This window comes from Shinella sp. M31 (assembly GCF_049199205.1).
Lineage (GTDB): Bacteria > Pseudomonadota > Alphaproteobacteria > Rhizobiales > Rhizobiaceae > Shinella.
Genome location: NZ_JBLZPH010000152.1, coordinates 72,517 through 98,771, shown reverse-complemented (window position 1 = coordinate 98,771; position 26,255 = coordinate 72,517). Strand labels below are relative to the sequence as shown.

35 protein-coding genes and 1 tRNA gene are annotated in these 26,255 nt (G+C 62.0%); 23 read left to right on the top strand and 13 right to left on the bottom strand.

Annotation, left to right across the window (positions count from 1 at the left end; translation table 11 throughout):
* Nucleotides 1–36 precede the first annotated feature (36 nt).
* The 5 genes from glyA to ACOZKU_RS24945 all read left to right on the top strand — a co-directional run bounded on the left by glyA (nt 37) and on the right by ACOZKU_RS24945 (nt 4,805).
* Nucleotides 37–1,335: a serine hydroxymethyltransferase gene (glyA, locus tag ACOZKU_RS24965; RefSeq protein ID WP_421581167.1), complete on the top strand. Its 1,299-nt coding sequence runs from the start codon at nt 37–39 to the stop codon at nt 1,333–1,335.
* 9 nt (nt 1,336–1,344) lie between these two features.
* The gene (gene nrdR / locus ACOZKU_RS24960; RefSeq protein ID WP_117369545.1) at nt 1,345–1,824 is read left to right on the top strand and encodes a transcriptional regulator NrdR; all 480 of its coding nucleotides are present in this window, start codon (nt 1,345–1,347) and stop codon (nt 1,822–1,824) included.
* Nucleotides 1,825–2,925 carry a bifunctional diaminohydroxyphosphoribosylaminopyrimidine deaminase/5-amino-6-(5-phosphoribosylamino)uracil reductase RibD gene (ribD, locus tag ACOZKU_RS24955; RefSeq protein WP_421581166.1) on the top strand — a complete coding sequence of 367 codons (1,101 nt, stop codon included), beginning with the start codon at nt 1,825–1,827 and terminating at the stop codon, nt 2,923–2,925.
* Entirely contained in the window at nt 2,925–3,539 is a 615-nt protein-coding gene (locus tag ACOZKU_RS24950; protein ID WP_314088091.1) for a riboflavin synthase, read from the top strand. Before ribD ends, ACOZKU_RS24950 begins: the two co-directional genes overlap by 1 nt.
* A gap of 132 nt (nt 3,540–3,671) precedes the next feature.
* On the top strand, nt 3,672–4,805 hold the full coding sequence (locus ACOZKU_RS24945) for a diguanylate cyclase (RefSeq protein ID WP_421581165.1): 1,134 nt from the start codon (nt 3,672–3,674) through the stop codon (nt 4,803–4,805).
* 3 nt (nt 4,806–4,808) lie between these two features.
* On the opposite strand, the gene ACOZKU_RS24940 is transcribed toward ACOZKU_RS24945, so the two are convergent.
* Nucleotides 4,809–5,312 carry a cupin domain-containing protein gene (locus tag ACOZKU_RS24940; protein WP_421581164.1) on the bottom strand — a complete coding sequence of 168 codons (504 nt, stop codon included), beginning with the start codon at nt 5,310–5,312 and terminating at the stop codon, nt 4,809–4,811.
* Nucleotides 5,313–5,508: 196 nt separating this feature from the next.
* Between ACOZKU_RS24940 and ribH the strand changes: the two genes are divergently transcribed.
* From ribH to ACOZKU_RS24920, 4 genes are all read left to right on the top strand, one after another.
* A complete protein-coding gene (gene ribH, locus ACOZKU_RS24935; protein ID WP_421581163.1) occupies nt 5,509–5,970 on the top strand; it encodes a 6,7-dimethyl-8-ribityllumazine synthase in 462 nt (153 codons plus the stop codon).
* On the top strand, nt 5,967–6,449 hold the full coding sequence (gene nusB, locus ACOZKU_RS24930) for a transcription antitermination factor NusB (protein ID WP_314088099.1): 483 nt from the start codon (nt 5,967–5,969) through the stop codon (nt 6,447–6,449). The genes ribH and nusB overlap by 4 nt, the downstream gene beginning before the upstream one ends.
* A gap of 12 nt (nt 6,450–6,461) precedes the next feature.
* Nucleotides 6,462–7,688, top strand: coding sequence for an MFS transporter (locus ACOZKU_RS24925; RefSeq protein WP_421581162.1), 1,227 nt, complete (start codon nt 6,462–6,464; stop codon nt 7,686–7,688).
* A 193-nt stretch (nt 7,689–7,881) separates the two neighbouring features.
* The gene (locus ACOZKU_RS24920; protein WP_421581161.1) at nt 7,882–10,017 is read left to right on the top strand and encodes a sodium-translocating pyrophosphatase; all 2,136 of its coding nucleotides are present in this window, start codon (nt 7,882–7,884) and stop codon (nt 10,015–10,017) included.
* Between the two features lie 76 nt (nt 10,018–10,093).
* On the opposite strand, the gene ACOZKU_RS24915 is transcribed toward ACOZKU_RS24920, so the two are convergent.
* Nucleotides 10,094–10,564: an outer membrane protein assembly factor BamE gene (locus tag ACOZKU_RS24915; RefSeq protein WP_117369564.1), complete on the bottom strand. Its 471-nt coding sequence runs from the start codon at nt 10,562–10,564 to the stop codon at nt 10,094–10,096.
* A gap of 152 nt (nt 10,565–10,716) precedes the next feature.
* Here ACOZKU_RS24915 and ACOZKU_RS24910 point away from each other — a divergent pair, with 152 nt between their 5' ends.
* The 7 genes from ACOZKU_RS24910 to ACOZKU_RS24880 all read left to right on the top strand — a co-directional run bounded on the left by ACOZKU_RS24910 (nt 10,717) and on the right by ACOZKU_RS24880 (nt 16,872).
* Nucleotides 10,717–11,271, top strand: a complete 555-nt coding sequence (locus ACOZKU_RS24910; protein WP_421581193.1) for a ubiquinol-cytochrome C chaperone family protein — start codon at nt 10,717–10,719, stop codon at nt 11,269–11,271.
* 21 nt (nt 11,272–11,292) lie between these two features.
* Nucleotides 11,293–11,847, top strand: a complete 555-nt coding sequence (locus tag ACOZKU_RS24905) for a YceD family protein (protein WP_421581160.1) — start codon at nt 11,293–11,295, stop codon at nt 11,845–11,847.
* 118 nt (nt 11,848–11,965) lie between these two features.
* Nucleotides 11,966–13,024, top strand: a complete 1,059-nt coding sequence (gene plsX, locus ACOZKU_RS24900; protein WP_421581159.1) for a phosphate acyltransferase PlsX — start codon at nt 11,966–11,968, stop codon at nt 13,022–13,024.
* Nucleotide 13,025: 1 nt separating this feature from the next.
* A complete protein-coding gene (locus ACOZKU_RS24895) occupies nt 13,026–13,997 on the top strand; it encodes a beta-ketoacyl-ACP synthase III (protein WP_421581158.1) in 972 nt (323 codons plus the stop codon).
* A gap of 98 nt (nt 13,998–14,095) precedes the next feature.
* Nucleotides 14,096–14,434 carry an integration host factor subunit alpha gene (locus tag ACOZKU_RS24890; protein WP_117369570.1) on the top strand — a complete coding sequence of 113 codons (339 nt, stop codon included), beginning with the start codon at nt 14,096–14,098 and terminating at the stop codon, nt 14,432–14,434.
* Nucleotides 14,435–14,664: 230 nt separating this feature from the next.
* Nucleotides 14,665–15,195: a MerR family transcriptional regulator gene (locus ACOZKU_RS24885; protein ID WP_421581157.1), complete on the top strand. Its 531-nt coding sequence runs from the start codon at nt 14,665–14,667 to the stop codon at nt 15,193–15,195.
* A gap of 609 nt (nt 15,196–15,804) precedes the next feature.
* A complete protein-coding gene (locus ACOZKU_RS24880; protein WP_421581156.1) occupies nt 15,805–16,872 on the top strand; it encodes a porin in 1,068 nt (355 codons plus the stop codon).
* 89 nt (nt 16,873–16,961) lie between these two features.
* Here ACOZKU_RS24880 and ACOZKU_RS24875 read toward each other — a convergent pair whose 3' ends face one another.
* Together ACOZKU_RS24875 and ACOZKU_RS24870 are read right to left on the bottom strand one after the other, a co-directional pair.
* Complete coding sequence (locus ACOZKU_RS24875; protein ID WP_314088121.1) at nt 16,962–17,213, bottom strand: GlsB/YeaQ/YmgE family stress response membrane protein; 252 nt, start codon at nt 17,211–17,213, stop codon at nt 16,962–16,964.
* Nucleotides 17,214–17,331: 118 nt separating this feature from the next.
* Nucleotides 17,332–17,408: transfer RNA gene (locus ACOZKU_RS24870), tRNA-Pro, on the bottom strand.
* A 67-nt stretch (nt 17,409–17,475) separates the two neighbouring features.
* On the opposite strand from ACOZKU_RS24870, the gene ACOZKU_RS24865 reads away from it, so the two are divergent.
* From ACOZKU_RS24865 to ACOZKU_RS24855, 3 genes are all read left to right on the top strand, one after another.
* Nucleotides 17,476–18,396: a tyrosine-type recombinase/integrase gene (locus ACOZKU_RS24865; RefSeq protein ID WP_421581155.1), complete on the top strand. Its 921-nt coding sequence runs from the start codon at nt 17,476–17,478 to the stop codon at nt 18,394–18,396.
* Between the two features lie 118 nt (nt 18,397–18,514).
* On the top strand, nt 18,515–18,724 hold the full coding sequence (locus ACOZKU_RS24860; protein ID WP_421581154.1) for a dehydrogenase: 210 nt from the start codon (nt 18,515–18,517) through the stop codon (nt 18,722–18,724).
* 2 nt (nt 18,725–18,726) lie between these two features.
* Complete coding sequence (locus tag ACOZKU_RS24855) at nt 18,727–19,461, top strand: ImuA family protein (protein ID WP_421581153.1); 735 nt, start codon at nt 18,727–18,729, stop codon at nt 19,459–19,461.
* Here ACOZKU_RS24855 and ACOZKU_RS24850 read toward each other — a convergent pair.
* Nucleotides 19,443–19,799 (bottom strand): hypothetical protein, encoded by a 357-nt coding sequence (locus tag ACOZKU_RS24850; RefSeq protein ID WP_421581152.1) that lies wholly within the window; start codon nt 19,797–19,799, stop codon nt 19,443–19,445. The two genes, ACOZKU_RS24855 and ACOZKU_RS24850, sit on opposite strands and share 19 nt — an antisense overlap.
* A 177-nt stretch (nt 19,800–19,976) precedes the next feature.
* Between ACOZKU_RS24850 and ACOZKU_RS24845 the strand changes: the two genes are divergently transcribed.
* The 4 genes from ACOZKU_RS24845 to ACOZKU_RS24830 all read left to right on the top strand — a co-directional run bounded on the left by ACOZKU_RS24845 (nt 19,977) and on the right by ACOZKU_RS24830 (nt 21,561).
* Nucleotides 19,977–20,201, top strand: a complete 225-nt coding sequence (locus tag ACOZKU_RS24845) for a hypothetical protein (RefSeq protein ID WP_421581151.1) — start codon at nt 19,977–19,979, stop codon at nt 20,199–20,201.
* 10 nt (nt 20,202–20,211) lie between these two features.
* Entirely contained in the window at nt 20,212–20,886 is a 675-nt protein-coding gene (locus ACOZKU_RS24840; RefSeq protein WP_421581150.1) for an SOS response-associated peptidase, read from the top strand.
* A gap of 202 nt (nt 20,887–21,088) precedes the next feature.
* Entirely contained in the window at nt 21,089–21,307 is a 219-nt protein-coding gene (locus tag ACOZKU_RS24835) for a hypothetical protein (protein ID WP_421581149.1), read from the top strand.
* 8 nt (nt 21,308–21,315) lie between these two features.
* Nucleotides 21,316–21,561 (top strand): DUF982 domain-containing protein, encoded by a 246-nt coding sequence (locus ACOZKU_RS24830; protein ID WP_421581148.1) that lies wholly within the window; start codon nt 21,316–21,318, stop codon nt 21,559–21,561.
* 70 nt (nt 21,562–21,631) lie between these two features.
* On the opposite strand, the gene ACOZKU_RS24825 is transcribed toward ACOZKU_RS24830, so the two are convergent.
* The 8 genes from ACOZKU_RS24825 to ACOZKU_RS24790 all read right to left on the bottom strand — a co-directional run bounded on the left by ACOZKU_RS24825 (nt 21,632) and on the right by ACOZKU_RS24790 (nt 26,246).
* Nucleotides 21,632–22,456 (bottom strand): DUF6236 family protein, encoded by an 825-nt coding sequence (locus ACOZKU_RS24825; RefSeq protein WP_421581147.1) that lies wholly within the window; start codon nt 22,454–22,456, stop codon nt 21,632–21,634.
* 247 nt (nt 22,457–22,703) lie between these two features.
* A complete protein-coding gene (locus ACOZKU_RS24820; RefSeq protein ID WP_421581146.1) occupies nt 22,704–23,372 on the bottom strand; it encodes a hypothetical protein in 669 nt (222 codons plus the stop codon).
* A 107-nt stretch (nt 23,373–23,479) separates the two neighbouring features.
* Entirely contained in the window at nt 23,480–23,821 is a 342-nt protein-coding gene (locus ACOZKU_RS24815) for a hypothetical protein (RefSeq protein ID WP_421581145.1), read from the bottom strand.
* Nucleotides 23,822–23,832: 11 nt separating this feature from the next.
* Nucleotides 23,833–24,519, bottom strand: a complete 687-nt coding sequence (locus ACOZKU_RS24810; RefSeq protein ID WP_421581144.1) for a TIGR02594 family protein — start codon at nt 24,517–24,519, stop codon at nt 23,833–23,835.
* Nucleotides 24,520–24,545: 26 nt separating this feature from the next.
* Nucleotides 24,546–24,857, bottom strand: coding sequence for a hypothetical protein (locus tag ACOZKU_RS24805; RefSeq protein ID WP_421581143.1), 312 nt, complete (start codon nt 24,855–24,857; stop codon nt 24,546–24,548).
* Nucleotides 24,858–24,864: 7 nt separating this feature from the next.
* Nucleotides 24,865–25,179, bottom strand: coding sequence for a hypothetical protein (locus tag ACOZKU_RS24800; RefSeq protein ID WP_421581142.1), 315 nt, complete (start codon nt 25,177–25,179; stop codon nt 24,865–24,867).
* On the bottom strand, nt 25,179–25,997 hold the full coding sequence (locus ACOZKU_RS24795) for a hypothetical protein (protein WP_421581141.1): 819 nt from the start codon (nt 25,995–25,997) through the stop codon (nt 25,179–25,181). Before ACOZKU_RS24795 ends, ACOZKU_RS24800 begins: the two co-directional genes overlap by 1 nt.
* Nucleotides 25,998–26,000: 3 nt before the next feature.
* Nucleotides 26,001–26,246, bottom strand: coding sequence for a hypothetical protein (locus ACOZKU_RS24790; protein ID WP_421581140.1), 246 nt, complete (start codon nt 26,244–26,246; stop codon nt 26,001–26,003).
* Between the last annotated feature and the right edge of the window lie 9 nt (nt 26,247–26,255).

Genomic DNA, 26,255 nt, shown 5'->3' with positions numbered 1-26,255 from the left:
AAACACCGTGCCACCCACCCTTAAGGAGCCTCGAGGATGAGCCAGTCTTCCGCCACCGACGTTTTCTTCACGCGTTCCCTTGCTGATACCGACCCGGACATTTTCGGCTCGATCCAGAAGGAACTCGGTCGCCAGCGCCATGAAATCGAGCTGATCGCGTCTGAAAACATCGTTTCGCGCGCCGTGCTCGAAGCCCAGGGCTCGATCATGACGAACAAATATGCCGAGGGCTATCCGGGCAAGCGCTATTACGGCGGCTGCCAGTTCGTCGATATCGCCGAAGAACTCGCCATCGAGCGCGCCAAGAAGCTGTTCGGCGTCAACTTCGCCAACGTTCAGCCGAACTCCGGTTCGCAGATGAACCAGGCCGTCTTCCTCGCGCTGCTCCAGCCGGGCGACACCTTCATGGGTCTCGACCTCAATTCGGGCGGCCATCTGACGCACGGTTCGCCGGTCAACATGTCCGGCAAGTGGTTCAACGTCGTGTCCTACGGCGTGCGTGAAGGCGACCACCTGCTCGATATGGACGACGTCGCCGAGAAGGCCCGCAAGAACAAGCCGAAGCTCATCATCGCCGGCGGCACCGCCTATTCCCGCATCTGGGACTGGAAGCGCTTCCGCGAGATCGCCGATGAAGTCGGCGCCTATCTCATGGTCGACATGGCCCACATTGCCGGTCTCGTCGCCGGTGGCCAGCATCCGTCGCCGTTCCCGCATTGCCACGTCGCCACGACCACCACGCACAAGTCGCTTCGCGGCCCGCGCGGCGGCGTCGTGCTCACCAACGACGAGGAGATCGCCAAGAAGATCAACTCGGCAGTCTTCCCGGGTCTCCAGGGCGGTCCGCTGATGCACATCATCGCCGCCAAGGCTGTGGCCTTCGGTGAAGCTTTGCAGCCGGAATTCAAGGATTACGCCGCGCAGGTCGTCAAGAACGCCAAGGCGCTCGCCGAGACGCTGAAGGCCGGCGGCCTCGACATCGTTTCGGGCGGCACCGACAATCACCTGATGCTCGTCGACCTTCGCAAGAAGAACGCGACCGGCAAGCGTGCGGAAGCAGCCCTTGGTCGCGCCTACGTCACCTGCAACAAGAACGGCATCCCGTTCGACCCCGAAAAGCCCTTCGTCACCTCGGGCGTCCGCCTCGGCACGCCGGCCGGCACGACCCGCGGCTTCAAGGAAGCCGAGTTCCAGGAAATCGGTAACCTCATCGTCGAGGTTCTCGACGGCCTGAAGGTCGCCAATTCCGACGAGGGCAATGCCGGCGTCGAAGCCGCCGTCCGGGAAAAGGTCGTCGCACTGACGGATCGCTTCCCGATGTACACTTATATGTAAGGAAGCCAGATGCGCTGCCCCTATTGCGGTTCGGAAGATACGCAGGTGAAGGATTCCCGTCCCGCAGAGGACGGGGCCGCCATTCGCCGCCGGCGCATCTGCCCGGATTGCGGCGGTCGGTTCACGACCTTCGAACGGGTGCAGCTGCGCGAGCTGATGGTTGCCAAGAAGACGGGCCGCAAGGCCCCCTTCGACCGCGACAAGCTCCTGAAATCCTTCGAGATCGCGCTTCGTAAGCGGCCTGTCGACCGGGACCGCATCGAACGCGCGGTCTCAGGCATCGTCCGCCGGCTGGAAAGCTCAGGCGAGACGGAAATCTCTTCCGAAGAAATCGGCCTCCAGGTGCTGGAAGCCCTGAAGGCGCTCGATGACGTGGCCTTCGTGCGCTACGCGTCGGTCTATCGCGATTTCTCCCATGTCGACGACTTCGAAAAGATCCTTTCGGAAGTCGCCGCCAAGATCGCCCGCGATCCGGGCGCTGACGGCTAGATGTCGGGCGTCGTGTCCAGCGACGAACGCTTTATGGCAGCGGCGATCCGCCTCTGCCGCCGCAATCTCGGCCTGACCTCCACCAATCCCTCCGTCGCCTGCCTCATCGTCAAGGATGGCGTGATCGTCGGCTCCGCCGTGACGGCGCCCGGCGGGCGGCCGCATGCGGAGACGCAGGCGCTGGCCATGGCCGGTGATGCCGCGCGCGGGGCAACCGCCTATGTCACGCTCGAACCCTGCTCGCACCATGGCAAGACGCCGCCCTGCGCCGATGCGCTCATCGCCTCCGGCGTAGCACGCGTGGGCGTGGCCGTGACCGATCCGGACGAGCGTGTCGCGGGCAGGGGGCTCTCCATGTTGCGCGATGCCGGCATCGTTGTGGAGACCGGCCTGTTGGAGAGGGACGGCAAAGCGGCGCTATTTGCGTACCTCACTCGGCAGACCAAGAAGCGGCCATATGTGACTCTGAAACTTGCCGTTTCCGCCGATGGCATGCTCGGCCATCTCGGTGCGGGCCAGGTGGCGATATCAGGGCCGGTCTCGCGTGGCCAGGTGCATGTGCTGCGCGCCGAAACCGATGCGATCCTCGTCGGCATCGGTACGGCGCTCGCCGACGATCCCGAATTGACCTGCCGCCTGCCGGGTCTCGAAAACCGGTCCCCGGTGCGGATCGTGCTCGATCCGCGGCTGGAACTGCCACCGGCGTCGAAGCTTGTGCGAACGGCTCTGTTGGTGCCCGTTATCGTGGTGACGGCGAAGGACGGCAAGGACGATCCTGCTTTTGCCGCACGTCGGGATGCCCTGGAAACGCTGGGCGTCGAGGTGCTGATCTGCGATCCGCGCCGGCTCGAGGCGCTGCTGACGGCGCTTGCCACGCGCGGCATTTCCTCGCTGCTCGTCGAGGGTGGCGCGCGCACGGCGCAATCCTTCCTCGATGCGGATCTTGTCGATCGCATCCTGCTGTTCAGTGGTGCCGGCACCCTTGGCAAGGACGGGGTCGCATCCCCATGTGTGTCCGGGCAGATGCCGCCGGGCTTTTCGCTGCGCGGCACGGCGCGCTACGGCGCGGATATTTTTGAAGAATACGAAAGAGACGAGTGATGTTCACAGGCATTGTCACGGATATCGGAACGGTCGAGAAGGTCGAGCCCATGAACGAGGGGGTTCGCCTGCGCGTGCGCACGAACTATGATCCGGCGACGATCGACATGGGCGCCTCCATCGCCCATTCCGGCACCTGCCTCACCGTTACCGCTCTGCCGGAAGAGGGCGCCAATGCCCGCTGGTTCGAGGTGGAAGCCTGGGAAGAAGCGCTGCGCCTGACGACGATTGCCGGCTGGAAGGCCGGCACGAAGATCAATCTCGAGCGCTCGCTGAAGATCGGCGATGAACTCGGCGGCCATATCGTCTCCGGCCATGTCGACGGCAAGGCAGAAATCCTCTCCGTCGAGGCCGAGGGCGACGCGACGCGCTTCCGCATCCGCGCCCCCGAAGGGCTGGAGCGATTCGTCGCGCCGAAAGGCTCTGTCGCGCTCGATGGCACTTCGCTGACCGTCAATGCGGTCGATGGTGCTGTATTCGACGTACTGCTCATCCGCCATACGCTTGAAGTCACCACCTGGGGCGAGCGCAAGGCCGGCGATTTCGTCAATTTTGAGGTGGACACCATGGCGCGATATGCGGCCCGGCTTGCGGAGTTTCCCGCCAAGGCGTGACCGGCGCGTGACTCTTTCCCGTTATGTGCCAGATCGGAATGGTGCGGTGCGGTGTTTGCAACTGTCATGGTAACGATATCGATACCTCTCGGCTTTTAGTGTCCGCGCATTGGACTGCTGGAGGCCTCGGGGATGGTACCCGACTACAACACATTGTTGCTCGCCATCGGGCTTGCCGGCTTTTGCCTGTCGGCAACGCTTTTTGCCTCCTGGCTCTCGGCGAAGATCGAGCGTTTCCTGCTCTCCTGGTCCATCGGTATTGGCTGCATCGTGCCGGCCGTGGTGATCTACAGCGTCTATATCGAGCACGCGAGCGTGCTTGTCGGCTGCGTGGCCTTCCTGCTGCAGTTCCTCGGCTTTTCCTTCATTTACGGCGCGGCCTATCGCTTTCGCACGGGTGAAAGCGCGCGGCGGCGTATCGTCGGCGTATTTGCCGCCTGCGCGGCGATGTCCCTGCCGTGGCTGATCGGCGGTTATGACGGCCTTGCCTTCATCGCTCTCAACCTGCTGATCACGGCTTGCGTCGTCGCGACTGCGCGCGAATATTGGCGGGGCAGGGCGGAGGCTCCGTTGCCGCTGACCGGCATCGTGATCCTCTATCTGCTGACGGCACTGTCTTTCCTGCTGTGTGCCGGCGTGCTCATCCATGACGGCAAATGGGTGATGGGTCATGCGCCCGACAACTGGGCGGAAAACCTCAATCTGATCGTGGCGATCATGGGCATCAGCGGCATCGGCGCCATGTCGCTGGCACTCAACCAGTGGCGCGTTGCCGGCAACCACCATCGCGCCGCGATGACGGATGCGCTGACCGGCCTGTTGAATCGCCGTGCGCTCTTTGATCGTTACGACGCGCAAGCCGTGACCCCGCATATGGCGGCCATCGCCTTCGATCTCGACAATTTCAAATCCGTCAACGACCGTTATGGCCACGCCGCGGGCGATGTGGTGCTGAAGGTCTTCGCCGATGTGCTGCGCGACGCCTGCGATGCGGCCTGCATGGCCCGCCTCGGCGGCGAGGAATTCATCGTCGTGCTGGACCGCACGGTTCCGGATCGCGCCCAGCGCATCGCCGAGCGCATCCGCATGGATTTAGCGGCAAAGCTCATCCCGGTCGGCCGGCGCAGCATCACCTGCACCGTCAGCGCGGGCATCGCCTTCGGCCGGGAAGACGGCGTAAGCTTCGACAGCCTGCTCAGCAGTGCCGACAAGGCGCTCTACGCGGCCAAACGCGCTGGCCGCAACCGCGTCTCGCTTGCCGCCTGATGTTTACGCGCCGGGCTCGCCGTCCCAATAATCGACCTCTTCGCCATGCCGGCGCATGCTGCTGAAGGTGGTCGGACCGCCGGTGGCCGGACGGGTCTTTGCCAGGAACTTCCCCGAGTCCGGATATTCGCAGATCTCGGTCGCCGCCATCGTGGAGATGGCGAGATATTTCAGCGGCACCGTGCCGGTGTTGATGATTTGGTGCGCCGTTTCCGGCCCGCCGGCCGGCGCGCCGAGCACATCGCCGGGGCCGAACAGGTACCGCTCTTCGCCGAAACGATAGGTGCCGTGGCCTTCCAGGATAACGAAAAGCTCGTCCTCGACATGGTGGTTGTGAAACGGACAGCTGGACTTGCCCGGCGGCACCTCGCTATAGCTGATGCCGAGGTTTTTCAGGCCGAGCGCCTTGCCGAAGGCCGTATCGGTGCTTTCGTAGAGGCTCCCCTGCGTCCAGTGCTCCAGCTTCTGCTTGGCAAGCGCGATGATGGGCGATATCTGGGTGCTCATTCCTGTCTTCCTCTTGACAATGGCGCATTGTTCCCATTTTGTTCCGTTGTGTCAATGCCGCAACGCGCGCGGCCCGCGGCGGGGAGGACTCAAATGGCCGCATCCGGTGGAAAACTCTTGCCAAGCCCGGCCCGTCGTGGTTTGACCCCGCTTCCGCCCGCATTTGCGTAGCCTGCCTCCAATTTTCAGGTGATTCATGGCCAACACCGATACTCCCCATCTCCTCATCGTCGAGGCGCGCTTCTACGACGACATGGCCGATGCGATGCTCGAAGGCGCCAAGGGCGCGCTCGACGCCGCCGGTGCGACCTATGATATCGTGACCGTCATGGGCGCGCTCGAAATCCCCGCGGCCATCGCCATGGCGCTCGACGGCATGGACAACGGCGGTACCCTGTATGACGGCTTCGTCGCGCTCGGCATGGTCATCCGCGGCGAGACCTACCATTTCGATATCGTCGCCAATGAATCGAGCCGTGCGCTCATGGATCTCGCCGTCAGCGAAAGCCTGCCGATCGGCAACGGCATCCTGACCGTCGAGAATGACGAGCAGGCCTGGGCGCGCGCGCGCCGCTCGGAAGGCGACAAGGGCGGTTTTGCCGCCCGCGCGGCCCTGACGATGATCGACCTGAAGAAGAAATTGGGCGGCGAACAGTGAGCACGGACAAGGATCAGCAGCCGGTAAAGCCGGCCAACCAGCGCGGTGCGGCGCGCCTTGCCGCTGTGCAGGCGCTTTACCAGATGGATATCGGCGGTTCGGGCGTGCTCGAAGTCGTCGCCGAATACGAGACGCACCGGCTCGGCCAGGAAGTCGACGGCGATACCTATCTCAAGGCCGATGCCTCGTGGTTCCGCTCGATCGTCTCGGGCGTCGTGCGCGACCAGCGCATGCTCGACCCGCTGATCGGCACCGCCCTTCAGGACGACTGGGCGCTGTCGCGCCTCGATTCCACCGTGCGCGCCATCCTGCGTGCCGGCACCTTCGAACTGAAGGAACGCAAGGACGTGCCGATCGCGGTGATCGTCACGGAATATGTCGAGATCGCCAAGGCGTTCTTCGAGGATGAAGAGCCCAAGCTGGTAAACGCGGTGCTCGACCGTATCGCCAAGCAGCTTCGGCCAGAGACACGCAAATAACGGTAGGCAAGCATGGACACGGGGTCGGTCGAAGGTCTTGAACGGGAGCTTTCGGCCGCACGCCGCAATGTCTTCCTGTTGATGTTTGCGCAGGCGCTGCTCGCTTCGGCCGGGCCGATCGCCTTCTCCATCGGCGGGCTTGCCGGCTACAACCTGCTCGGCGAGGACAAATCGCTGGCGACGGCCCCGCTGACCGGTTTCAACATCGGTGTGGCGCTCGGCGCCGTCTTCGTGGCGATCGCCGCCCGCATGCTTGGCCGCGCCTATGGCTTCATCGTCGGCGCCCTGATCGGCGCTGCCGGCGGCATTCTTGCCGCCATTGCGCTCTTCCGTAGCGATTTTTGGTTGTTTGCCACAGGCTTCGTGCTGATCGGCATTTCCGGCGGCTTCACGCAAAAAATCCGTTTTGCCGCCGCCGATGCGTCGCCCTCCTTCTACAAGCCGCGCGCCATTTCCTGGATCTTGGCCGGCGGCGTCATTTCTGCCATCCTCGGCCCGCAAGTGGTGATCCTCACCAAGGACCTGTTCGAGCCGGTGCTGTTTGCCGGCGCCTTCGTGGCGCTGGCGCCGCTCTGCCTGTCCGGCATCGTGCTCTTCCTGTTCCTGCGCCTGCCCGATCATAAGGCGGCGGGCGTGGCGAGCGGGCAGGCGGCCCGGCCGCTCAGCGAGATCGTGCTGACGCAGCGCTTCCTGACCGGCATGATCTGCGGCATCTCCACCTATGCGCTGATGACCTTCATGATGACGGGCGCCCCGCTCGCCATGGTCATCGGCTGCGGCTTCTCGCCGGAAATGGCGACACTCGGCATCCAGTGGCACGTGCTCGCCATGTTCGCACCGAGTTTCTTCACGGGCATGCTGATCCAGCGTTTCGGCGCGGAGAAGGTCGTGGCCGCCGGCCTCGTCATCCTGATGGGCTGCGCGACCGTCGCCCATGCCGGCATCGCGCTCTGGAATTTCTGGGGCGCGCTGATCCTGCTGGGCATCGGCTGGAATTTCGGCTTCATCGGCTCTACCGCCATCGTCGCCTCCAGCTACAGGCCGCAGGAGGCCGACAAGGTGCAGGGCTTTCACGACATCATCCTGTTCGGCGCGGTGGCGCTCGCCTCGTTCTCCTCGGGCAAGGTGTTCAACGCCTATGGCTGGCAGACGATCAACCTGCTGTTCTGGCCGATCACCGGCATCAGCCTTGGTCTCGTGCTGCTTTTGCTTTTGCGCAATCGCCGCGCCGCCGTCTAATCGGTTCAGATCGGTCGCCGCCAAAAAATCCGTTTTCTAGAAGCGGTTGCCGCAGTGCGGCGACTTGACGCAACCGATTCGCAAACGCACTCTGGCCGCGCGCCGGCCCCTGTCTTGTGAGGAGGCAAGCAGGAGCGGGCGCATATCGGCTGCGGGGAGAGGACCCCGTGGCTTCCTAGGAGGACAGAGCGAAATGACCATATTGTTTGGCGTTATCGCATGCGGGTTGCTTTCGGTGGTCTATGCCATCTGGGCGACACAGTCGGTGCTTGCCGCCGACCAGGGGAATGCCCGCATGCAGGAAATTGCAGGTTATATCCGGGAAGGGGCGCAGGCCTATCTCACCCGGCAGTACAAGACCATTGCGATCGTCGGTGTTGTCGTCTTCGTCGGCACCTGGCTGCTTCTTTCCGCTACGGCCGCCATCGGGTTCCTGATCGGCGCCGTCCTGTCTGGCGTTGCCGGTTTCATCGGCATGCATGTGTCCGTCCGCGCCAATGTGCGCACGGCGCAGGCCGCGTCGGTCAGTCTGTCCTCCGGCCTCGACATCGCCTTCAAGTCGGGTGCGATCACCGGCATGCTGGTGGCCGGTCTCGCGCTTCTGGGCGTCTCCATCTATTACTGGGTGCTCACCGGCGTTCTCGGCCAGGAGCCGGCCTCCCGCGAGGTCATTGACGCGCTCGTCGCGCTCGGTTTCGGCGCTTCGCTCATCTCCATCTTCGCCCGTCTCGGCGGCGGCATCTTCACCAAGGGGGCCGACGTCGGCGGCGACCTCGTCGGCAAGGTGGAAGCCGGCATTCCAGAAGACGATCCGCGCAACCCGGCGACTATCGCCGACAACGTAGGCGACAATGTCGGCGACTGCGCCGGCATGGCGGCCGACCTCTTCGAGACCTATGCGGTGACTGTCGTCGCCACCATGGTTCTCGCCGCCATCTTTTTCGCCGGCGCGCCGGTGCTCGCCTCGGCCATGATCTATCCGCTGGCCATCTGCGGCGCCTGCATCATAACCTCGATCATCGGTTCGTTCTTCGTCAAACTCGGCTCGAACGGCTCGATCATGGGCGCCCTTTACAAGGGTCTTATCGTCACCGGCGTGTTGTCGGTTCTCGGCCTTGGCGCCGCGACCTCGCTGACGGTCGGTTGGGGCGAGATCGGCATCGTGGACGACAAGGTAATTACCGGCACGAACCTCTTCATATGCGGCCTCCTCGGCCTCGTGGTGACGGCGCTCATCGTCGTGATCACCGAATACTACACCGGCACCAACAAGCGTCCGGTGAACTCCATCGCGCAGGCGTCGGTGACCGGTCACGGCACCAACGTCATCCAGGGCCTCGCCGTCTCGCTGGAATCGACGGCGCTGCCGGCGATCGTCATCGTCGGCGGCATCATCGCCACCTACCAGCTCGCCGGCCTCTTCGGCACCGGCATCGCGGTGACGGGCATGCTCGGCATTGCCGGCATGATCGTGGCGCTCGACGCTTTCGGACCGGTGACGGACAATGCCGGCGGCATCGCCGAAATGTCCCATCTGCCGCCGGAAGTGCGCAAGTCGACCGACGCGCTCGACGCCGTCGGCAACACGACCAAGGCCGTCACCAAGGGCTATGCGATCGGTTCGGCGGGCCTCGGCGCGCTGGTGCTCTTCGCCGCCTATTCGAACGATCTGAAGTACTTCGCCGCTAACAGCGAAAAATATCCGTACTTCGCGGACGTCGGCACGATCTCCTTCGATCTCTCCAACCCCTATGTGGTGGCTGGCCTGATCTTCGGCGGTCTCATCCCCTATCTCTTCGGCGGTATCGCCATGACGGCCGTCGGCCGTGCGGCGGGTTCGATCGTCGAGGAAGTGCGCCGCCAGTTCCGGGAAAAGCCCGGCATCATGGCCGGTACGGAACGTCCGGACTATGGCCGTGCGGTCGATCTCCTGACCAAGGCGGCGATCCGGGAAATGGTCGTGCCGTCGCTGCTGCCGGTCCTTGCGCCGCTCGTCGTCTATTTCGGCGTGCTGCTCATTTCCGGTTCGAAGGCCTCGGCCTTTGCAGCGCTCGGTGCCTCGCTTCTCGGCGTCATCGTCAACGGCCTATTCGTGGCGATCTCCATGACCTCGGGCGGCGGCGCCTGGGACAATGCCAAGAAGAGCTTCGAAGACGGTTTCGTCGACAAGGACGGCACGCGTCACCTGAAGGGATCGGAAGCCCACAAGGCCTCCGTGACCGGCGATACCGTCGGCGACCCCTACAAGGACACTGCCGGCCCCGCCGTCAACCCGGCGATCAAGATCACGAATATCGTGGCCTTGCTGCTGCTTGCCGTTCTCGCCTGATTAGCACGGTGCGCAAAAGAAAACCGCGGGGAGCGATCCCCGCGGTTTTTTGATTCCGTATGGAAGAAGCCGATGCTTATTTCTGCGCGCCGAGCGCGTTCTGCACCATGCTGGCCGGGTTCGCGCCGCCCTTCAAGAGCTGGCCGAGGAAGGTGAGTTCCGCGCCGCCCGTCGGCGTGACGCGCGAGATCATGTCGAAGACCTTGCCGTCCTGCAGCGTGTAATGCGCCAGACGTTCGACATTGCCGTCCTTGTTGAAATAGACGGCGAGGATGCTCTGCTCGACGAGCTTCGGCTTCATGAAGGCGACCGGACGGGTGCGCTTCTGCGAAACGTAATAGAAAACCTCGTTGTCGAAGGTGGCGGTCGAGGACGGCGAGCCGAGCGACAGGAGAACCTGTTCGCGCGAGGAGCCGACCGGTGCCAGCGCCAACGTCTGCTCGTCCACGATATAGCCCTGGTTCAGGACTTCGCCGGTGCCCTGGCAGCCTGCGAGAACGGACACGGAGAGGGTGGCGGCAATGGCGGCGTTACGCAACAGCTTCATCTTCACAGCATCTCTCTTCACAACATCCCAGGGACTATGATGGCCGCGCAGCCATTGCAATTCATGCCTGCTTCGGTAAACCAGCTTCAAGCCTCATGCAACATGACTTGCAACGGCTCCATGGTTTGAATCGGGCAAAACTAGGCTTTATGATGATTTTCGGCCTGTTCGGCAAAAAAAACGGCAACCGGCGCATCGTCGAAAAGCAGTATGCGACACTGACGACGGCCGCGCGCCATCCCTATCTCTATGAAGCGCTTGACGTTCCCGACACGGTGATGGGCCGTTTCGAAATGCTGTCGGCGGTACTGATCCTCTACTTCCGCCGCACGCGGACGGGCGGCACCTCGGGCCAGGAGATCGCCCAGGAGATCGTCGATGCCTTTTTCGAGGACGTCGATCATTCGATTCGCGAGCTCGGCGTCGGCGATGTCGGCGTGCCCAAGCGCATGAAGAAATTCGCCGGCATGTTCTACGGCCGGCTGGAATCCTATGCTGCGGCCCTCGATAGCGGCAACCGCGAGGCGCTTGCGGCAGCGCTTCGGCGCAATATCTACCCGGAAGCAGGGGACGGCGCGCCTGCCATGGCGGGGCTGGCGGACTATCTCTTCGCGGCCGAGGCGGCGATGGCCGCGGTCAGCGACGATGACATCAAGACGGGCGTGCTCACGGTTATCGAGCCCGGCCGCGACGAACACGCCGCCTGAGGGCGGCCGGAAGGCAATACGATGAAGAAAGACGACGAACCGCCGTTCTCCTATCTGGTCAAGGTCGGCCATATCTCGGTGAACCCTGTCGAGGTGACGTTGAGCGCCAACGACAAAGAGCGGGCCGGTCTGGCCGAACTCTGGTCGGTGCTCGAGGTGAATGCACTTGCCGCGACCTTCACCGTGCAGCGCTGGAAACGGGACGGCGTGCGCCTCAAGGGCCGCGTCACGGCGGATATCGTGCAGGCCTGCGTGGTGACGCTCGATCCCGTCGAAGCCCATATCGACGAGCCGGTCGAAACGGTCTTCGTGCCGGAAGGCTCCAAGCTCGCGCGCATGCCGATCGCCACGGAAACCGGCGAAATGCTGCTCGATCCCAACGGGCCGGACGCCCCTGAAATCTTCACCGGCGATACGATCGACGCCGGTGCGGTGGCGGCCGAATATGCAGCACTTGCCATCGAGCCGTATCCGCGTAAGCCCGATATCGCCTTTTCCGGCCATATCGAAAGCAGCGACAAGGAGGACAAAAAACCGTCGCCTTTTGCCGTTCTGAAGGACTGGAAAAAAGACTGAACGGCTCCATGAGCGCCTGATAATTCAGTTGTGCACCCCGCGAAAAGCGGTATTTTGGCGCAATTCCGCTGCGGTGGCTTCTCCGCCGCCGGAAAACGAGAAGTAAGGCAAGACACGCGTGGTCAGAATTTCCGTCGACGTCATGGGAGGCGATTTCGGTCCGAAGGTCGCTATCCCTGGCGCAGCCAAGGCCCTTGAGCGCCATCCCGAAATCCGCTTTGTCCTTTTCGGCAATGTCGCCGAATGCGAGCCGATCCTGGCGCAGCACCCGAAGTTGAAGGCCGCAAGCACCTTCCATCATTGTGACGTCGCTGTTGCCATGGATGAGAAGCCGAGCCAGGCCCTGCGCCGCGGCCGTGGCAAATCCTCCATGTGGCAGGCGGTCGATGCGGTCGCCAAGGACCAGGCCGATGTCGCGGTTTCCGCCGGCAATACCGGTGCGCTGATGGCGATGTCGAAGTTCTGCCTGCGCATGATGGCCAATATCGAGCGCCCGGCGATTGCCGGCATCTGGCCGACCCTCAAGGGGGAAAGCATCGTGCTCGACATCGGCGCGACGATCGGCGCGGATGCCAACCAGCTCTTCGATTTCGCCCTGATGGGCGGTGCCATGGCGCGCGCGCTGTTCGAGATCGACAAGCCGACGCTCGGCCTGCTCAATGTCGGCGTGGAAGAGATCAAGGGCCAGGAAGAGGTGAAGGCTGCCGGCCAGCTGATCCGCGAGGCCAATTTCGACACGATCGACTACTATGGCTTCGTGGAAGGCGACGATATCGGTCGCGGCACGGTGGACGTTGTGGTCACGGAAGGCTTTGCCGGCAACATCGCGCTCAAGGCTGCGGAAGGCACGGCGCGGCAGATCGCGGAATATCTGCGCGCCGCCATGTCGCGCACCTGGCTTGCCAAGCTCGGTTATATCCTGGCCAAGAGCGCCTTCGACCGCGTGCGCGAAAAGATGGATCCGCGCAAGGTCAATGGCGGCGTGTTCCTTGGTTTGAACGGCATCGTCATCAAGAGCCATGGCGGCACGGATGCCGAAGGCTTCGCGGCGGCCGTCGATGTCGGTTACGACATGGCGCGCAATGGCCTGAAGCAGAAGATCGAAAACGATTTGCAGAAATATCATGCCGGCCGCCCCGTTGAAGGCGCTGCCCAGGGCATGAGCGACGAGGTATAGAATGATCCGTTCAGTGGTCCGCGGTTTTGGAACGGCGCTTCCGAAGCGGGTGCTCACCAATGCCGAACTGGAAAGCATGGTCGACACGTCCGATGAGTGGATCGTGCAGCGCACCGGCATCCAGCAGCGCTACATCGCCGGCGAGGGCGAGACGACGGCCTCGCTCGGCGAAGGTGCGGCACGCGCCGCTCTCGACAAAGCGGGCCTGACGGCGGCCGATATCGATCTCATCATCGTCGCGACGTCGACGCCGGACAATACTTTCCCGGCGACGGCGGTCAATATCCAGAACCGCCTCGGCATGCATCACGGCTTCGCCTTCGATCTCCAGGCGGTCTGTTCCGGCTTCGTCTATGCGGTGACCACGGCGGATGCCTATATTCGCGGCGGCCTCGCCAAGCGCGTGCTGGTCATCGGTTCGGAAACCTTCTCGCGCATCCTCGACTGGACGGACCGCACGACCTGCGTGCTGTTCGGCGATGGCGCCGGCGCCATCGTTCTCGAAGCGCAGGAGCAAGCGGGCACCAATGCGGATCGTGGCGTGCTGACGACGCAATTGCGCTCCGACGGTGCGCACCGCGACAAGCTCTTCGTCGATGGCGGCCCGTCCACGACGGGCACGGTCGGCCACCTGCGCATGGAGGGCCGCGAGGTCTTCAAGCATGCCGTGGGTATGATCACCGACGTGGTCTACTCCTCCTTCGATGCGACCGGCCTTACGGCCGACGATATCGACTGGCTGGTGCCGCATCAGGCCAACAAGCGCATCATCGACGGCTCGGCCAAGAAGCTCGGCATTCCGCTCGAAAAGGTCGTCGTGACCGTCGACCAGCATGGCAATACATCGGCCGCGTCGATCCCGCTGGCGCTGGCCGCAGCCGCCAGCGACGGGCGAATCAAGGAAGGCGACATCGTGCTTCTGGAGGCCATGGGCGGCGGCTTTACCTGGGGCGCGGTGCTGCTTCGCTGGTAGGCGAGGGTGTTGCCGTCGCACCGCTTGACCGAAGGGGGCAAGGACAATACTCTCCTGCCACTAACCATGCGCTTTCAATGGGAAATCGGTGAGGGACGATGAGCGGCAAAACGGTGACACGTGCAGATTTGGCCGAATCGGTTTTCCGTAAGGTCGGCCTTTCCAGAACCGAATCGGCGGAGCTTGTCGAAACCGTGATCGACGAGATCTGCAACGCCATCGTCCGGGGCGAGAGCGTCAAGCTCTCCTCCTTCGCGACCTTCCAGGTGCGCGACAAGAACGAGCGCATCGGCCGCAATCCGAAGACGGGCGAGGAAGTGCCGATCTCGCCGCGCCGCGTTATGACCTTCAAGGCTTCGAACGTGTTGAAGCAGCGGGTGCTGAAGCAGCATCTTGCGCGCAAGGCCAAGCAGAAGCCTGCGTCTCCCGCGTCCTGAGCGGCGAATCGGCGGTTTTCCGTCCTCATTGAAACGCTGCAAGACGGCAACCTGATCGCGAGGGGCGTGGTGTTCGCCACCGGCTCCTCGTGAGATTCGATGCGTTTTTGCTTGGGTTCATGCCCGTTAGGCAATTTGAAACTTGAATATCGTCTGGCAACCCGCTGAAATGAAAGCGACTCGACGCCGTTTCTGCTAGAGAGGCGTTGTTAGCATTCATCGAGGACACAATGGACAAGAGTCCGGACGCTTTCCGCACCATCAGCGAGGTCGCCGACGATCTCGACCTGCCGCAGCACGTGCTGCGCTTCTGGGAGACGCGCTTCACGCAGATCAAACCGATGAAGCGCGGTGGCGGACGACGGTATTATCGTCCCGAAGACGTGGATCTCCTGAAGGGCATCCGTCATCTGCTCTATGATCATGGCTACACGATCAAGGGCGTGCAAAAGCTCCTGAAGCTCAATGGCAACAAGTTCGTCGCGGCGATCGCCAGCGGCGATCTGGCGACCGTTGAGGCGCTGGCGGCGGCAAGCCACGAGGAGCCGACGCCGCCCAAGGCCGGCAGCGACGAGGACCAGATCGTCGGCCGCGCCAAGGCCCCAAGCAGCCGCCGCTTCTTCTCCTTCGTCGGCGGCGGTGACGATGCGCCGGAAATCTCGCTCGGCAGGACCAGCGTCGGCAAGGAAGACCGCGCCCTCCTGCAGGAAGCGCTCTACGATCTTCTGGAATGCAAGCGCCTGCTTGATCAGGTACGCTGATCTATAGGTTTATTGAACCTATGATCCTGTGGATGCGCATGGGCTGTCTCTCGTAAGGCGGCGGCAGCATTCCTGACGGGAAGGAGCGGAAAGATTTGCCTTTGGCGTTGATTTCCGCCGGTGACGCTGAAACCCGAATGATTCCCCACCACACCCTTTTGTCATGCGGCCAGTAGCCGCCCGCACTCTTCGTATTTCCGTCAACCGGCTGCGCACCCTGATCACGATCAAATAGATGGGACCAATGCGAGTCGTGTTCGCACGTCACGCTGTAGCTTCGCGTTTGCCTAAATCTGTCATAAAATATTCCATCAAAAGATGTATTCGTTCCTGTTATAATATTGAAATAACTTTATAAAATTCACCAAAGTTCGTCATGAAACTGTCGCATGCGCGAAATGCGTGTCTTTCCGGCAACGCTCCAATCATCCCCTGTCGTCACACTTCAGTCACAATTCGCTTTGGCGATTGAGGCCATTCTTCGTCTGGGTAATTTCCTGCCAGCCGGCTGCGGGATTGCACTTCCGCCTGCCCGGTGGTCGGGGCATCCGCGAGGCACATCGTCTTGCGGAGAGGGGTCCGGCCCCATGAATCAAACGGAGAGTAAAAATGAATATCAAGGGCTTCCTCATCGGCTCCGCCGCTGCCCTCGTTACGGTTTCGGGCGCTCACGCCGCAGACGCTATCGTCGCTGCCGAGCCCGAGCCGATGGAATATGTGCGCGTCTGCGACGCGTTCGGCAAGGGTTACTTCTATATTCCGGGCACGGAAACCTGCCTCAAGATCGGCGGCTACGTTCGCATGGACGCCCGCGGCGGCGAGTTGCTCGGCCTCAATGCCAATGAGGCAAACGGTTCGCTCGGCGACGAATGGGACACGCGTTCGCGCTTCGATCTTCGCCTCTCAACGGCTTCGGACACCGAATACGGTGCGCTGAAAACTTACAGCGAACTTCGCTTCAACTGGCGTCAGGGTGACACGTCGCTTGACGTGAAACATGCTTATATCGATCTCGCGGGCTTCCGCGTCGGTAAGACCGATTCGGCCTTTCTCACCTTCACCGACTATGCCGGCGCCGTGCTGATCGACGATCAGATCGACTTCGGTGTGGATGATGCCAACGTCATCCAGTACAATTATAAGTCGGATTCCGGCATCACAGCCGTGATCTCGCTCGAAGATACCGACTCCAAGGCTGCCGCCGAGGCCATTTTTGGCAAGGGCACGCCGGGTAGCGTCTACCAGAGCCGCCATGATTACATCCCGAACATCGTCGGCGGTGTCGGTTACACAAGCGAAGCGTTTAGCGCTCGCATCGTCGGCGGCTATGATTCGGCAATGGAAGAAGGCGCAATCAAGGTCCGTCTCGATGGCACTTTCGGAAACGTCTCGGTCTTCGCAATGGGGGGCTGGAACACCGATGGCGATATCAAGAATGCCTACGCAAACTGGGGCGGCGATTGGGCTGTCTGGGGTGGTGCATCGGTCGGCCTGACGGATCGCGTCAAGCTCAACGCGCAGCTCGCCTATGACGACAGCGAAACCTTCGTTGCCAATGCCAACGTCGCCTTCACAGTCGTTCCGGGCTTCGTCGTTACGCCGGAAGTCGTCTATCGCGACCGCGACGCCGACGGCAGCGCATGGGGCGGTATCGTCCGCTTCCAGCGCTCGTTCTAAGTTAGCCTGATCCTCCAGTCGGCTGGCGACCCGGCCCTGCATATGCGGGGCCGGGCTCGTTTTTTATGCCGGGCGTCAAATGAATGGCATCAGCGCCGTATGGCGCGGGCAATGGCGATGAGGATACAGGCTCCGATAAAGCCGGCAATAAGGTAGCCGATCCAGCCGCCGAGCGAGACACCGATCAGGCCGAGCAGCAGGTTTGCCACGGCCGCGCCGACAATGCCGAGCACAATGTTCATCAGCAAGCCCATATTGCTCTTCATGAACATTTCGGCGAGCCAGCCGGCGATACCGCCGATGATGATCGCTGCGATCCAGCCTACGCTTGCGTCTTCCATTCCAATCTCCTCAAGCCTTGAACGCTACACGGTGCGGTAGCCGGCAGATAAACGCGCAAAGCGCCGCAAAGTTCCATTGGGAAACTGCGAGCGTGGGGAGGAATTTAAGAAAGAAAAATGGTCGGAATGGCGGGATTCGAACCCACGACCCCTTGACCCCCAGTCAAGTGCGCTACCGGGCTGCGCTACATTCCGGACCGACGAAACCCCTATAGTCTCAACGTTTTGGACGCAAGCCCAAAAATAGGCACGGAGAACAAAAGTGGAGAATTATCTATCGGTGGGACTTCCACAGACAGAAATTCACACGGAAAACGCCACGGATGTTCTCTCTGCGTTCCGGCCGACGGCGGGGCAGGGGCGTACATTCGCCGACGCCGCCGAGAGCTTCCAGCGACAGGGTGGGGATGGTCGTTATCTGCCTCGATTGATCTCCTACTTCGGCCCTAAGCCTTTGCGCGAAATCTTTCCCTTCGATGTTCAGCAGATGGCGATAGCCCTCTATCCGCGCCAAAAGAACGCCACGCGAAACCGGCAGGCCATCTCACCCGCCAAGGCCGTCCTGCGACATGCGGCCGATCGCGGATGGTGCCAGCCGCTCAGCATACGTCGTTTCCGGGAAGACCCGCCGAAGCGGAAAGCACCAGCATCGCAAACATGGTTGCATGCCTTTGTGCGCCAATGCCAGAAAGACGACCTGATGCATCTGGCCGCCTTGGTGCTTTTCATGTCGACGACCGCGGCGCGCGTCACGGAAGCGATCGAGTTGCGCTGGCGCGAGGTGGACCTTGCGCGTTGCGCCGCCCTTCTCCTGAAGACGAAGACCTCGACGAACGTGCAGAAGGATTTCAGCAAAGAAGTGTCGGCCCGGCTCGCCGCGCTGAAGAGGGATGCGCGGCCGGACGATCGCGTGTTCGGCTACTCAGGAAGGCAGGCCGTGAATGCCAGGATTCGCGCGGTGTGCGCACGCGCCGGCATCAGCTACAAATCCAGCCACGCCTGCGGCCGCCACACCTTCGCGACGACGGCGATCAGCCTTGGCATGGACATCCGCACAACGATGGTTGCCGGCGGATGGCGGAGCGTTGAAGTCTTTCTCAGCACCTACGTGCATCCGAACGCCAACGCTGGCCGCATCGTGGCGGATACGCTCGGGCGGTACCAGTTCGACGCGGACCTGTAGCAGCGGTTCTTGACTCCGCCCTTGATGAGAACATATTAAGAACAACCGGCGATGCGGCGCCAATCCGGAACCTAGGGGATGATGCCTACTGTGGCACGAGACACAGGAGAACGACGACGTGCGCCCGATCGAACGACAACAGGAAGAGACCAGCGAGATTGACGAGGCCCTGGCATGGCATGACGGCGACGCGCTGGCGACAATCGCCACGCTGCTGCAGGACTGCCGGCACCTTCGAGGCCAGATCGCTATCTGCTCGAAGGCGATGAGCCGCGGCTATACGCGCGGATGGCGTCCAGATCCTGACAGCGTCTCGCTGGAGGATTGACGATGGCCTCTTCGAATGCTGCAAGGATTGCTGCCCTTCAAGAGCAGATCGACGCGATCGGCGGCGGAGTGGCTCGGCAGCGCGTCCGCCTGCCCTTCGGATGTCGCGAGATCGATGACCGCATTGGAGGAGGTCTTTCGTTCGGGGCCATTCATGAAATCGCGGGCGGCGGTAGTGACGCGGTCAACGGCGCAGCGGCGGCTTTGTTTGCCGCCGGGATCGCGTCCCGGGCGAACGGACCAGTCGTCTGGTGCTACGTCCGGGATGACCTCTTTTTCCCTGCACTCGCACACGTCGGCCTCGATATGGATCGGGTGATCTTCGTCCAAAGTGACAATGAAGAGGGAGCAATGGACAACGCCGAGGAAGCAATCAGCTTCGGCGGGGTATCGGTTGTCGTCTCTGAGCTGGTGCGCCTGCCCATGGTAGCATCTCGACGGCTACAGCTCGCGGCAGAGAAAAAGGGGACGATGGGGCTGATCGTCCGTCGCTGGCGGCGCCAGTCGGAGGCCACAGACTATGGCCAGCCTACGGCGTCGGCGACCCGCTGGCGTGTCTCCATTATCCCCTCAGAGCCATTACCGGTCGATGGGCTGGGGCGGCCGCGTTGGATGGTCGAACTCATGCGGGCGCGTGCAGGCGAGTGCTTCAATGTCGTAGTCGGGGCATGCGACGACCAAGGACGGATCGAGGTCGTGAAAGACAACCATGGCCTGGATCACGCGAGGTTCGCATGACGCTCCCGAAGTTGCGACACTTCCGCGGTGAGAAGATCGACATGGATTGCCGACGGTGCGACCGGCATGGCGTCTATGACCGCAAGGCTCTGGTGAAGAAGTTCGGCGCCAGCGTCGAGTTCGTGGAAATAAGGCGCCGGCTTGCGATCGGCTGTGCCGACGCGGGAACAGCGCAATGCCTGGCGCGGTTTCCCTGCCTCCTTGAAGCGAACATCCTTATTGAGGAGCCGAGGAACGCGCGGCGCCGCTGAGCGACCAATAGGCCAGAGCAAAGGGAAGATAGAATGTCGGACGAGAACGGATCCAAACAACATGCCGCGGCTGGCATAGTGGATCACCGGTGCGAATATCCCGGTTGCGGGGAATGGGGCGGGTTCGGTTTCGCTGCATCGCGATCTGTGGCGCCGCGATGGTGGTGTGCCCGGCATTATCCCTACTGGGATGAACCGGTCAAAGCGAAATACGCCGCCTTGCCAGTTTAAGGCTCCGCGCTATCTTGGCGACTGGAGGCGGCCATGGAAATTCTGGGACCAAGATCTACGAAACGAGACGAGGACAGGTTCCTGCTCTGTGAGGAGGAGCTTGAAGCGGCGTTTCAGGAGTTGATCTGGAAGGCAGTTCAGGCGGGATGGGATGAGGGCGAAGCCTGCGTGGCGATCGCTTCCTTGGCGGACCACCACGTCCTTGCCATGCAATGCAACGAGCGGACGGCCGCCTCCATCCGCAAGATCAAACTTTAGTCGAGGAACCATGTGCGGACGCTTCACGCAGATGCTGCCGTGGCGCGAGCTTGTCGCGCTCTACCGCCTCACGGAGAACATGAAGGCCCGAAACACAGAGGCCCGGTTCAACATAGCGCCGACACAAACCGTACCCTTTATCCGACTCGATAGCGAAGGCAATCAGGTCGTTGACGACGGTCGGTGGTGGCTCATCCCGCACTGGGCCAAGGAACCGTCCAAGGCGGCGATGTTCAACGCGCGCATCGAAACGGTGGCGACGACTCCCGGATTTAGAGACGCGTTCAAGGCGCGCCGCTGCCTCATCCCGGCCGACGGCTTCTATGAATGGACAAAGGCTGATGACGGCGGCAAAGACCCGTGGCTGATCCAGATGCCGGGCGGCGCCCCTTATGCCTTTGCCGGCTTGTGGGCGCACAACACGAGAATGGAAACCCCGGTCACGAGCTGCACGATCATCACCGGGCCGGCGGTCGATCCCATTAGCCAAATCCATGACCGGATGCCGATCATTCTGGATCCGTCCGTTTTCGATGCCTGGCTAAACCCGGCCACGCCAGTTGAGGACCTCATCGGCATTCTAGCCCATCACCTTGACGCCCAAATGCAGATGCACCGCGTGAGCCGGGACGTGAACAAAGCGACGTTCCAAGGCCGGCCCGAGCCGATCGTCAATTCGCTATGATTTACATTGTCTCGGCTCTTGCCGTATTCTCCGCATTGCTAGCGGTGATGCGCCCATCGATCTGGTCGTTGTTTGCGGCGGCGGCGTTGAACGGCGCTGCCGCCTATGCCGCTCTTGGCTCTTACATGGGCTGGTAGGCTGATGCCTAGCCGGAACAGATTGCCACCAGCGCAGTTCTCGACTCCATAGAATGGAGTGCGCCATGACAGTGTCCATCCCCTCCCCACGCAAACCGATGAATGACGCGTACGCGCAGATCGACTGCGAATTGGCGATCGATGTTCCCGTGCGCGATCTCGTCGATGCCATCATACAGGCCGGCTGGGCACCGGAGATCGCTTATGCCTCATTGAAGAGCGTAGCCGAGAACCAGGCGCTGGCTTACATGGAAGATCCAGACCCGGCGGCCGACCCGGAATAGTTGGCACCATGAACGATGGAAACTGGGAAGAGCCGATCACGTTCGAGACCAACAAGCTGGGCAAGTACTGGACCGTAACCAGCACTGCTGAGGCAGCGAGAGCGTTGATGGATAAATGGCCGGCCAATGCCGGCGAGGCCTATGAGGCGGCCCTGAGAACGTGTCTGGCAGCAATGGAAGGAGATGAAGCGCCCGACGCTGCGCGAGAGGCGTTCCTGAGAGCAGCCGAAGAAGCGGACGTCTTTATCCGATAAGCCCGACCGACCATACGCCAATTATCCGCGGCGGAATGCGGCGGGAGGGAATGTGTAGGCTCACGACCACCTAAATCATACCGAAAATTTCGTTATGATAAGAAACGACATACTGAAACGGAGTGGGCGCAGATTTGCGATTTTTCAGCCCGAAAACCGTACCAATAGTAACACTAGCCCCAGCCAGCAAGCTGTTCCCAATTGCGGCCGGCCAACTCGCGCCAAGGGAGAGCGAGCCCGTTCCGGCGACAGCAGCGGCAGCGAGGTTAAAATCAGAAGCTATATCACCGAGCCGAAACGAAAACCCAGCCTCTTGGACAACTTCGAGCTGCTCGCGAGCCGAACGTGCCAACCTCTCTAAAGCGTCGTGTTCCGCTAGTGGCCTGTCGGGCGCCCGCAAAACGGATTGATAGGTATCATTGATGTGTGACATCAATGCCTCACGCTGATCTCTTCTTTTTACTCGAAAAGCGAGAATATCATCTAACGGCACATCTATATTTGGTATCGGCAAGGCATTGACCATATTTACCTGCAACGCTCGCGCATCTTGCTGTTCCGGCCCATCCCAAGCCCCAGGGCCTGACGCAAGGGCCCAAGCGCCAGGCGCTGCTTGCTCAAGTTGTTCGAACGTTCTAGTCCTTGCTGCGATGGTAGCGGCAACGACTTCGCCGTGGGCGATGTCAATCCGATGGCGACGAAAGACAGACAAACTTTCTAAGTAGTCGATGTCATCACCCAGACCTACATAGAATGCGCTTCCGGGCTCAGGATATACAATCTCATCCCAATAAAGAAGCCATGCCCTTAGCAGTTGAGGATCGGCACCCCCGCCGAGGGTCACACCTTTGGGCAACCGTACCGAGACACCTGGCATTACAATAATACCCCGCATCTAATGCCCCTGCTTGGTGCGAACAGTACTGACAGTCGATATGAGTTGCACATGTCCGCGGTCTATATCAATAGAGAACTCAGGCGCTGCGTACGCATCGATCTACTTCGGCTCGACGCCGTTCCGCTGCCAAGGCCGTCGAAGATTGGTACGACGAGGGCTTGGCAAGGAGTGGAGAGCGTCCGGCTATCGTGGCGCAGAACATAGGCCCGCTTGATGCGCACGGTCTACCGCGGTGTCCGTGAGATCAGCCGGGAGACCCGCTGAGGCGCTGACGCTCGATCCGGTCAAGCCGCCCTCTCAGATCCAGAATGATGTCACGCTGACCATAAACAGAACCTTGGGCCTGCTTCACCTCATCGATCTGCCGCTGCTGGTCCGAAAATCGCTGATCATAAGAAGCCCATACGCGCTCGTGCTCGCCACGGGGAACTTGCTCGCTGCGCAACTCCTTCAGCCCGGCCTCCATCCGCTGGCGATCTTCTTGGCCGCGAGCCGTTCGCCACTCCATTTCCTTTTGAGTGACCATCTTGTCGACGATCGAGGCGAGGGCCGAAGAGGTGCCTGCCGAGAGGACTTTGCCGTCATCGCGAATTTGAGCGATGTTGTCTTTGATCGGCTGGAGCGCGAGAAACCCGAGGCCGCCAAGGATCGTGATGCTGACTGAGCAGAAGCCAATGATGATCGCCCACGGCGTCCTGTTTCTCTCGGCCAGATTTGTCGACAGCGAGGCGACGGCACTCCGCATCTCCGACGACATCGATGTCATGGAGGATTCGATTTGCTTGAAGCCGGAGCGCATTTCCGTTTCAAGATCCGATTGCCGCCGATTGAGGTTCGTCACCCGCTCGCCAAGCTGAGCGGTCAAGGCATCGGTGTAGATCCTGTTCACGTCTTGGCCGTTGCCGTTGGTCATATCATCCGGTCCTGTCATCATCGCCCCGCGTGCCGTTGCTGAGTTCGCCCCTCACCGGCTGAGCCGTGTGCACGCGAGGGGCGACGTCCAAAATCGTGTGAACCGCTTTACTTTGGCGCGATACGGATATCCGGCGCAGCGCCCGGCGTCTGGATCACCACCGGCGCTGACGGCGGGATTTCCTTGTCGATCGCCTTGGCGGCGGCGGCCGCCTTATCGGAACTCGACTTTGTCCAGATCGCGTAGAGCGGGATGATCGCGGCGGCCAGCGCGCCGATGGCGGCGAGCAGTTCCGGTACCTGCTTAGTCAGCGCTTCGGACTGCTCCGGCGTCAGCCAGCCGAGAACGCCGAGGATCGCGATGATGGAGCCGATGATAGTCGTAAGGTAGCGGATGGTGACGCCGATCGACGAGGCCGTCGTCAGCGGAGAGAGAAGCTTGTCGAGCATGGGAGATCCTTTCATGCCTCGTTGGTGGAAATCTTGCCGTTGAAAGTGCTTAAGGCGAGCGGCTTGGCCGGCATGGTGAAGGTGCGCGGGTAGCGCAGGCCCTTCACCCGGCTCTTGGGCATCTTGACGATGCTGACGCTATTGGACTGGTTGCCGCCCAGCGCGTGATAATTGTCCTTGTCGTGGCCGACGACGAAGAAGACATGGCCGCCGCCGTTGCGCTCGGCCGCGCCGATCGCGCCAAGGACGGGCTTGTCCTTCGGTACGTCCCGCCCGAACTTCAGCCAGTTCAGTGCCCAATAGGGATTGGCGATCATCGCCTCGTTCGGCAGGGCAACGGCAATGCACGTCTCGACAAAATCGCCACACCAGGGCAGCTTGGCGGGATCGCCCAGCGCGTGCCCGTCGCTCTTCAGGAACACTTTCAGTTCCTTGTTGTCGCGGACCTCGTGCAGCCCCATCTTGCGCTGCGCAAGTTCGATCCACGGCGGGATGACGGTTGCGGTTTCGGACAGGCCTAGCGCCGCGAGCGTTTTCGGTCCGACCGAGCCGGGGTTCTTGATGTCGAGCCCCCTGTCGGTCTGGAAGTTAGCGATGGCCTTGGTGGTATTACGCCCGGGGATACCGTCGGCGCCGGTCGGCCCAAGATAATAGCCGAGCGCGCTCAGGCGCTCCTGCACCTGCTTCATATCGATCATGGGATTTCCTCTTGAGGTTTCGGCCTTCAGTCCGGCCAGGTCAGTGTCGGGAGTTCTGCGACGAAGGCTTCGACAGTCGGGCGCGCACGCTCACCAGCCTGAACCTTTGCCAGTTCGACATAAGTGAAGGCCCACACCTGATCGCGCCACGCGATGAACGCTTGAGCCTGCGCCTGCCATGCGGGAATCGTCGACAGCGCATAGGAGGCGAGCGTGACGCCGTCACGGAAGGCGCGCTCGCGGGGCTTGGCATCCACGACGGCCTGGATGGCCTCCTCGTAGATGGCGATAAGTGCAGCGGTTGCCGCCGTTGCCTTCATTTCGGCGGTGATGATCATGTTCGGATCAGGCGCCCACATGACTGACCTCGCCGCCTGGCAGTGTGATGGGGCCGTCCTGCGCATCGTCGATCGCTTCCGGGAAGGCGACGGCGAGAGAGGGGTTTGGCCCGTGTGGAAACAGGAGCGTCAGATTGATCTTGCCGTCGATACGCTGCACCGGCCCGACAATCCATTCGCAAGGAACCCCGCCGGCCGGGATTTCGGCGCCGTCGGGCAAGCTCGTGAAGTCGAAGACCTCGCCGTTGATCGTCAGGCTGTCGCCGGCCTTTACGACTATGAGCGGCTGATCGGATCTTTGCGGGGAAAACACAATCTGCATCACACGAACCACCTTCCTACCGCGACCAGGTTCACGCCGCCCGACACCTCGGCGCCAGTGCTGCTTGTCCAAAGGTTGATCGCCGCGCTCGATGCCGCCGGCAGACCGCCTGCGACGCGGGCCGCGCCCGTAGAGCTCGACACGACAGACAGCGACGTTGTCGCCGCGCTGAAGAACGACGCCGGATAGGTCCACGTGAAAGCCGAGCCGGCCGTGACCGTGACGTTACGCAGCCAGCAGATCTGCGTGCCGTCGGCAAAGCGGACGTACTCGCCATTGGCGTTGGTCCCGCGCTCGACCAGTGCCCCAGACGGGATGCCGCTGGACTGCGCGACAGTGCCAAGGATGTCCTGCATGACGCCGGTGTTGGCACCGGTGGAGCGAAAGAACTTTCCAGCGCCGCCCGACAGCGCGGTAAAGGCGCGCGCATGGGCCGTGAAATCGGCGAGCGCCATCGTCCCGGCGCCGGTGAAATAGCCGATCTTGTTGGCCGCCGACGCGAGCTGCGAGAACGCATAGAGAAGGCCGTTCGTGATGCTCGACAAGACGGCATTCATCGCCGTCAGGCCGCGGACGGCGTCCGGTGTGAAGCGTATGCGGTAGGCGGCGGTGGCGCGCGTTGCGCCAGGCCACGCCTCCGCGAGGGTGATGCTGGTGTTGCTGTTGACGGACAGGATCTCGGCCTGCAAGCCAGCGGCGACGAAGAGATCGCCAGCCTGGACGCCGCCCGTCAGCCAGCTCGTGCCCTGTCCGGTCACTGCCGTATCGTTCGCCGTGACCGAAGCGGTACCCGTGTTGTAACTCGTTGGAAGCGCCATGGATCAATCCTCCTGCCGGCTCTCGGCAGGCGGCGGCTCGATATCGGCTGCCGGGCCAAAGGCTTCTATCCGGCCCTGGAGTTCATCCAGCCGCGATGCGAGAGCCGCGCGCTCCTCCGCCATGTCGTCGATGACGGCTTTCTGTTCTGCGACCATCTGGGCGAGAAGCAGGTTTCGGTTTTGGTAATGGGCAATAAGCGCCGCGTCCTCCTGCCGTGCCACGGCAGGATGGATGTTGATTTGGGACATGGAAATCTC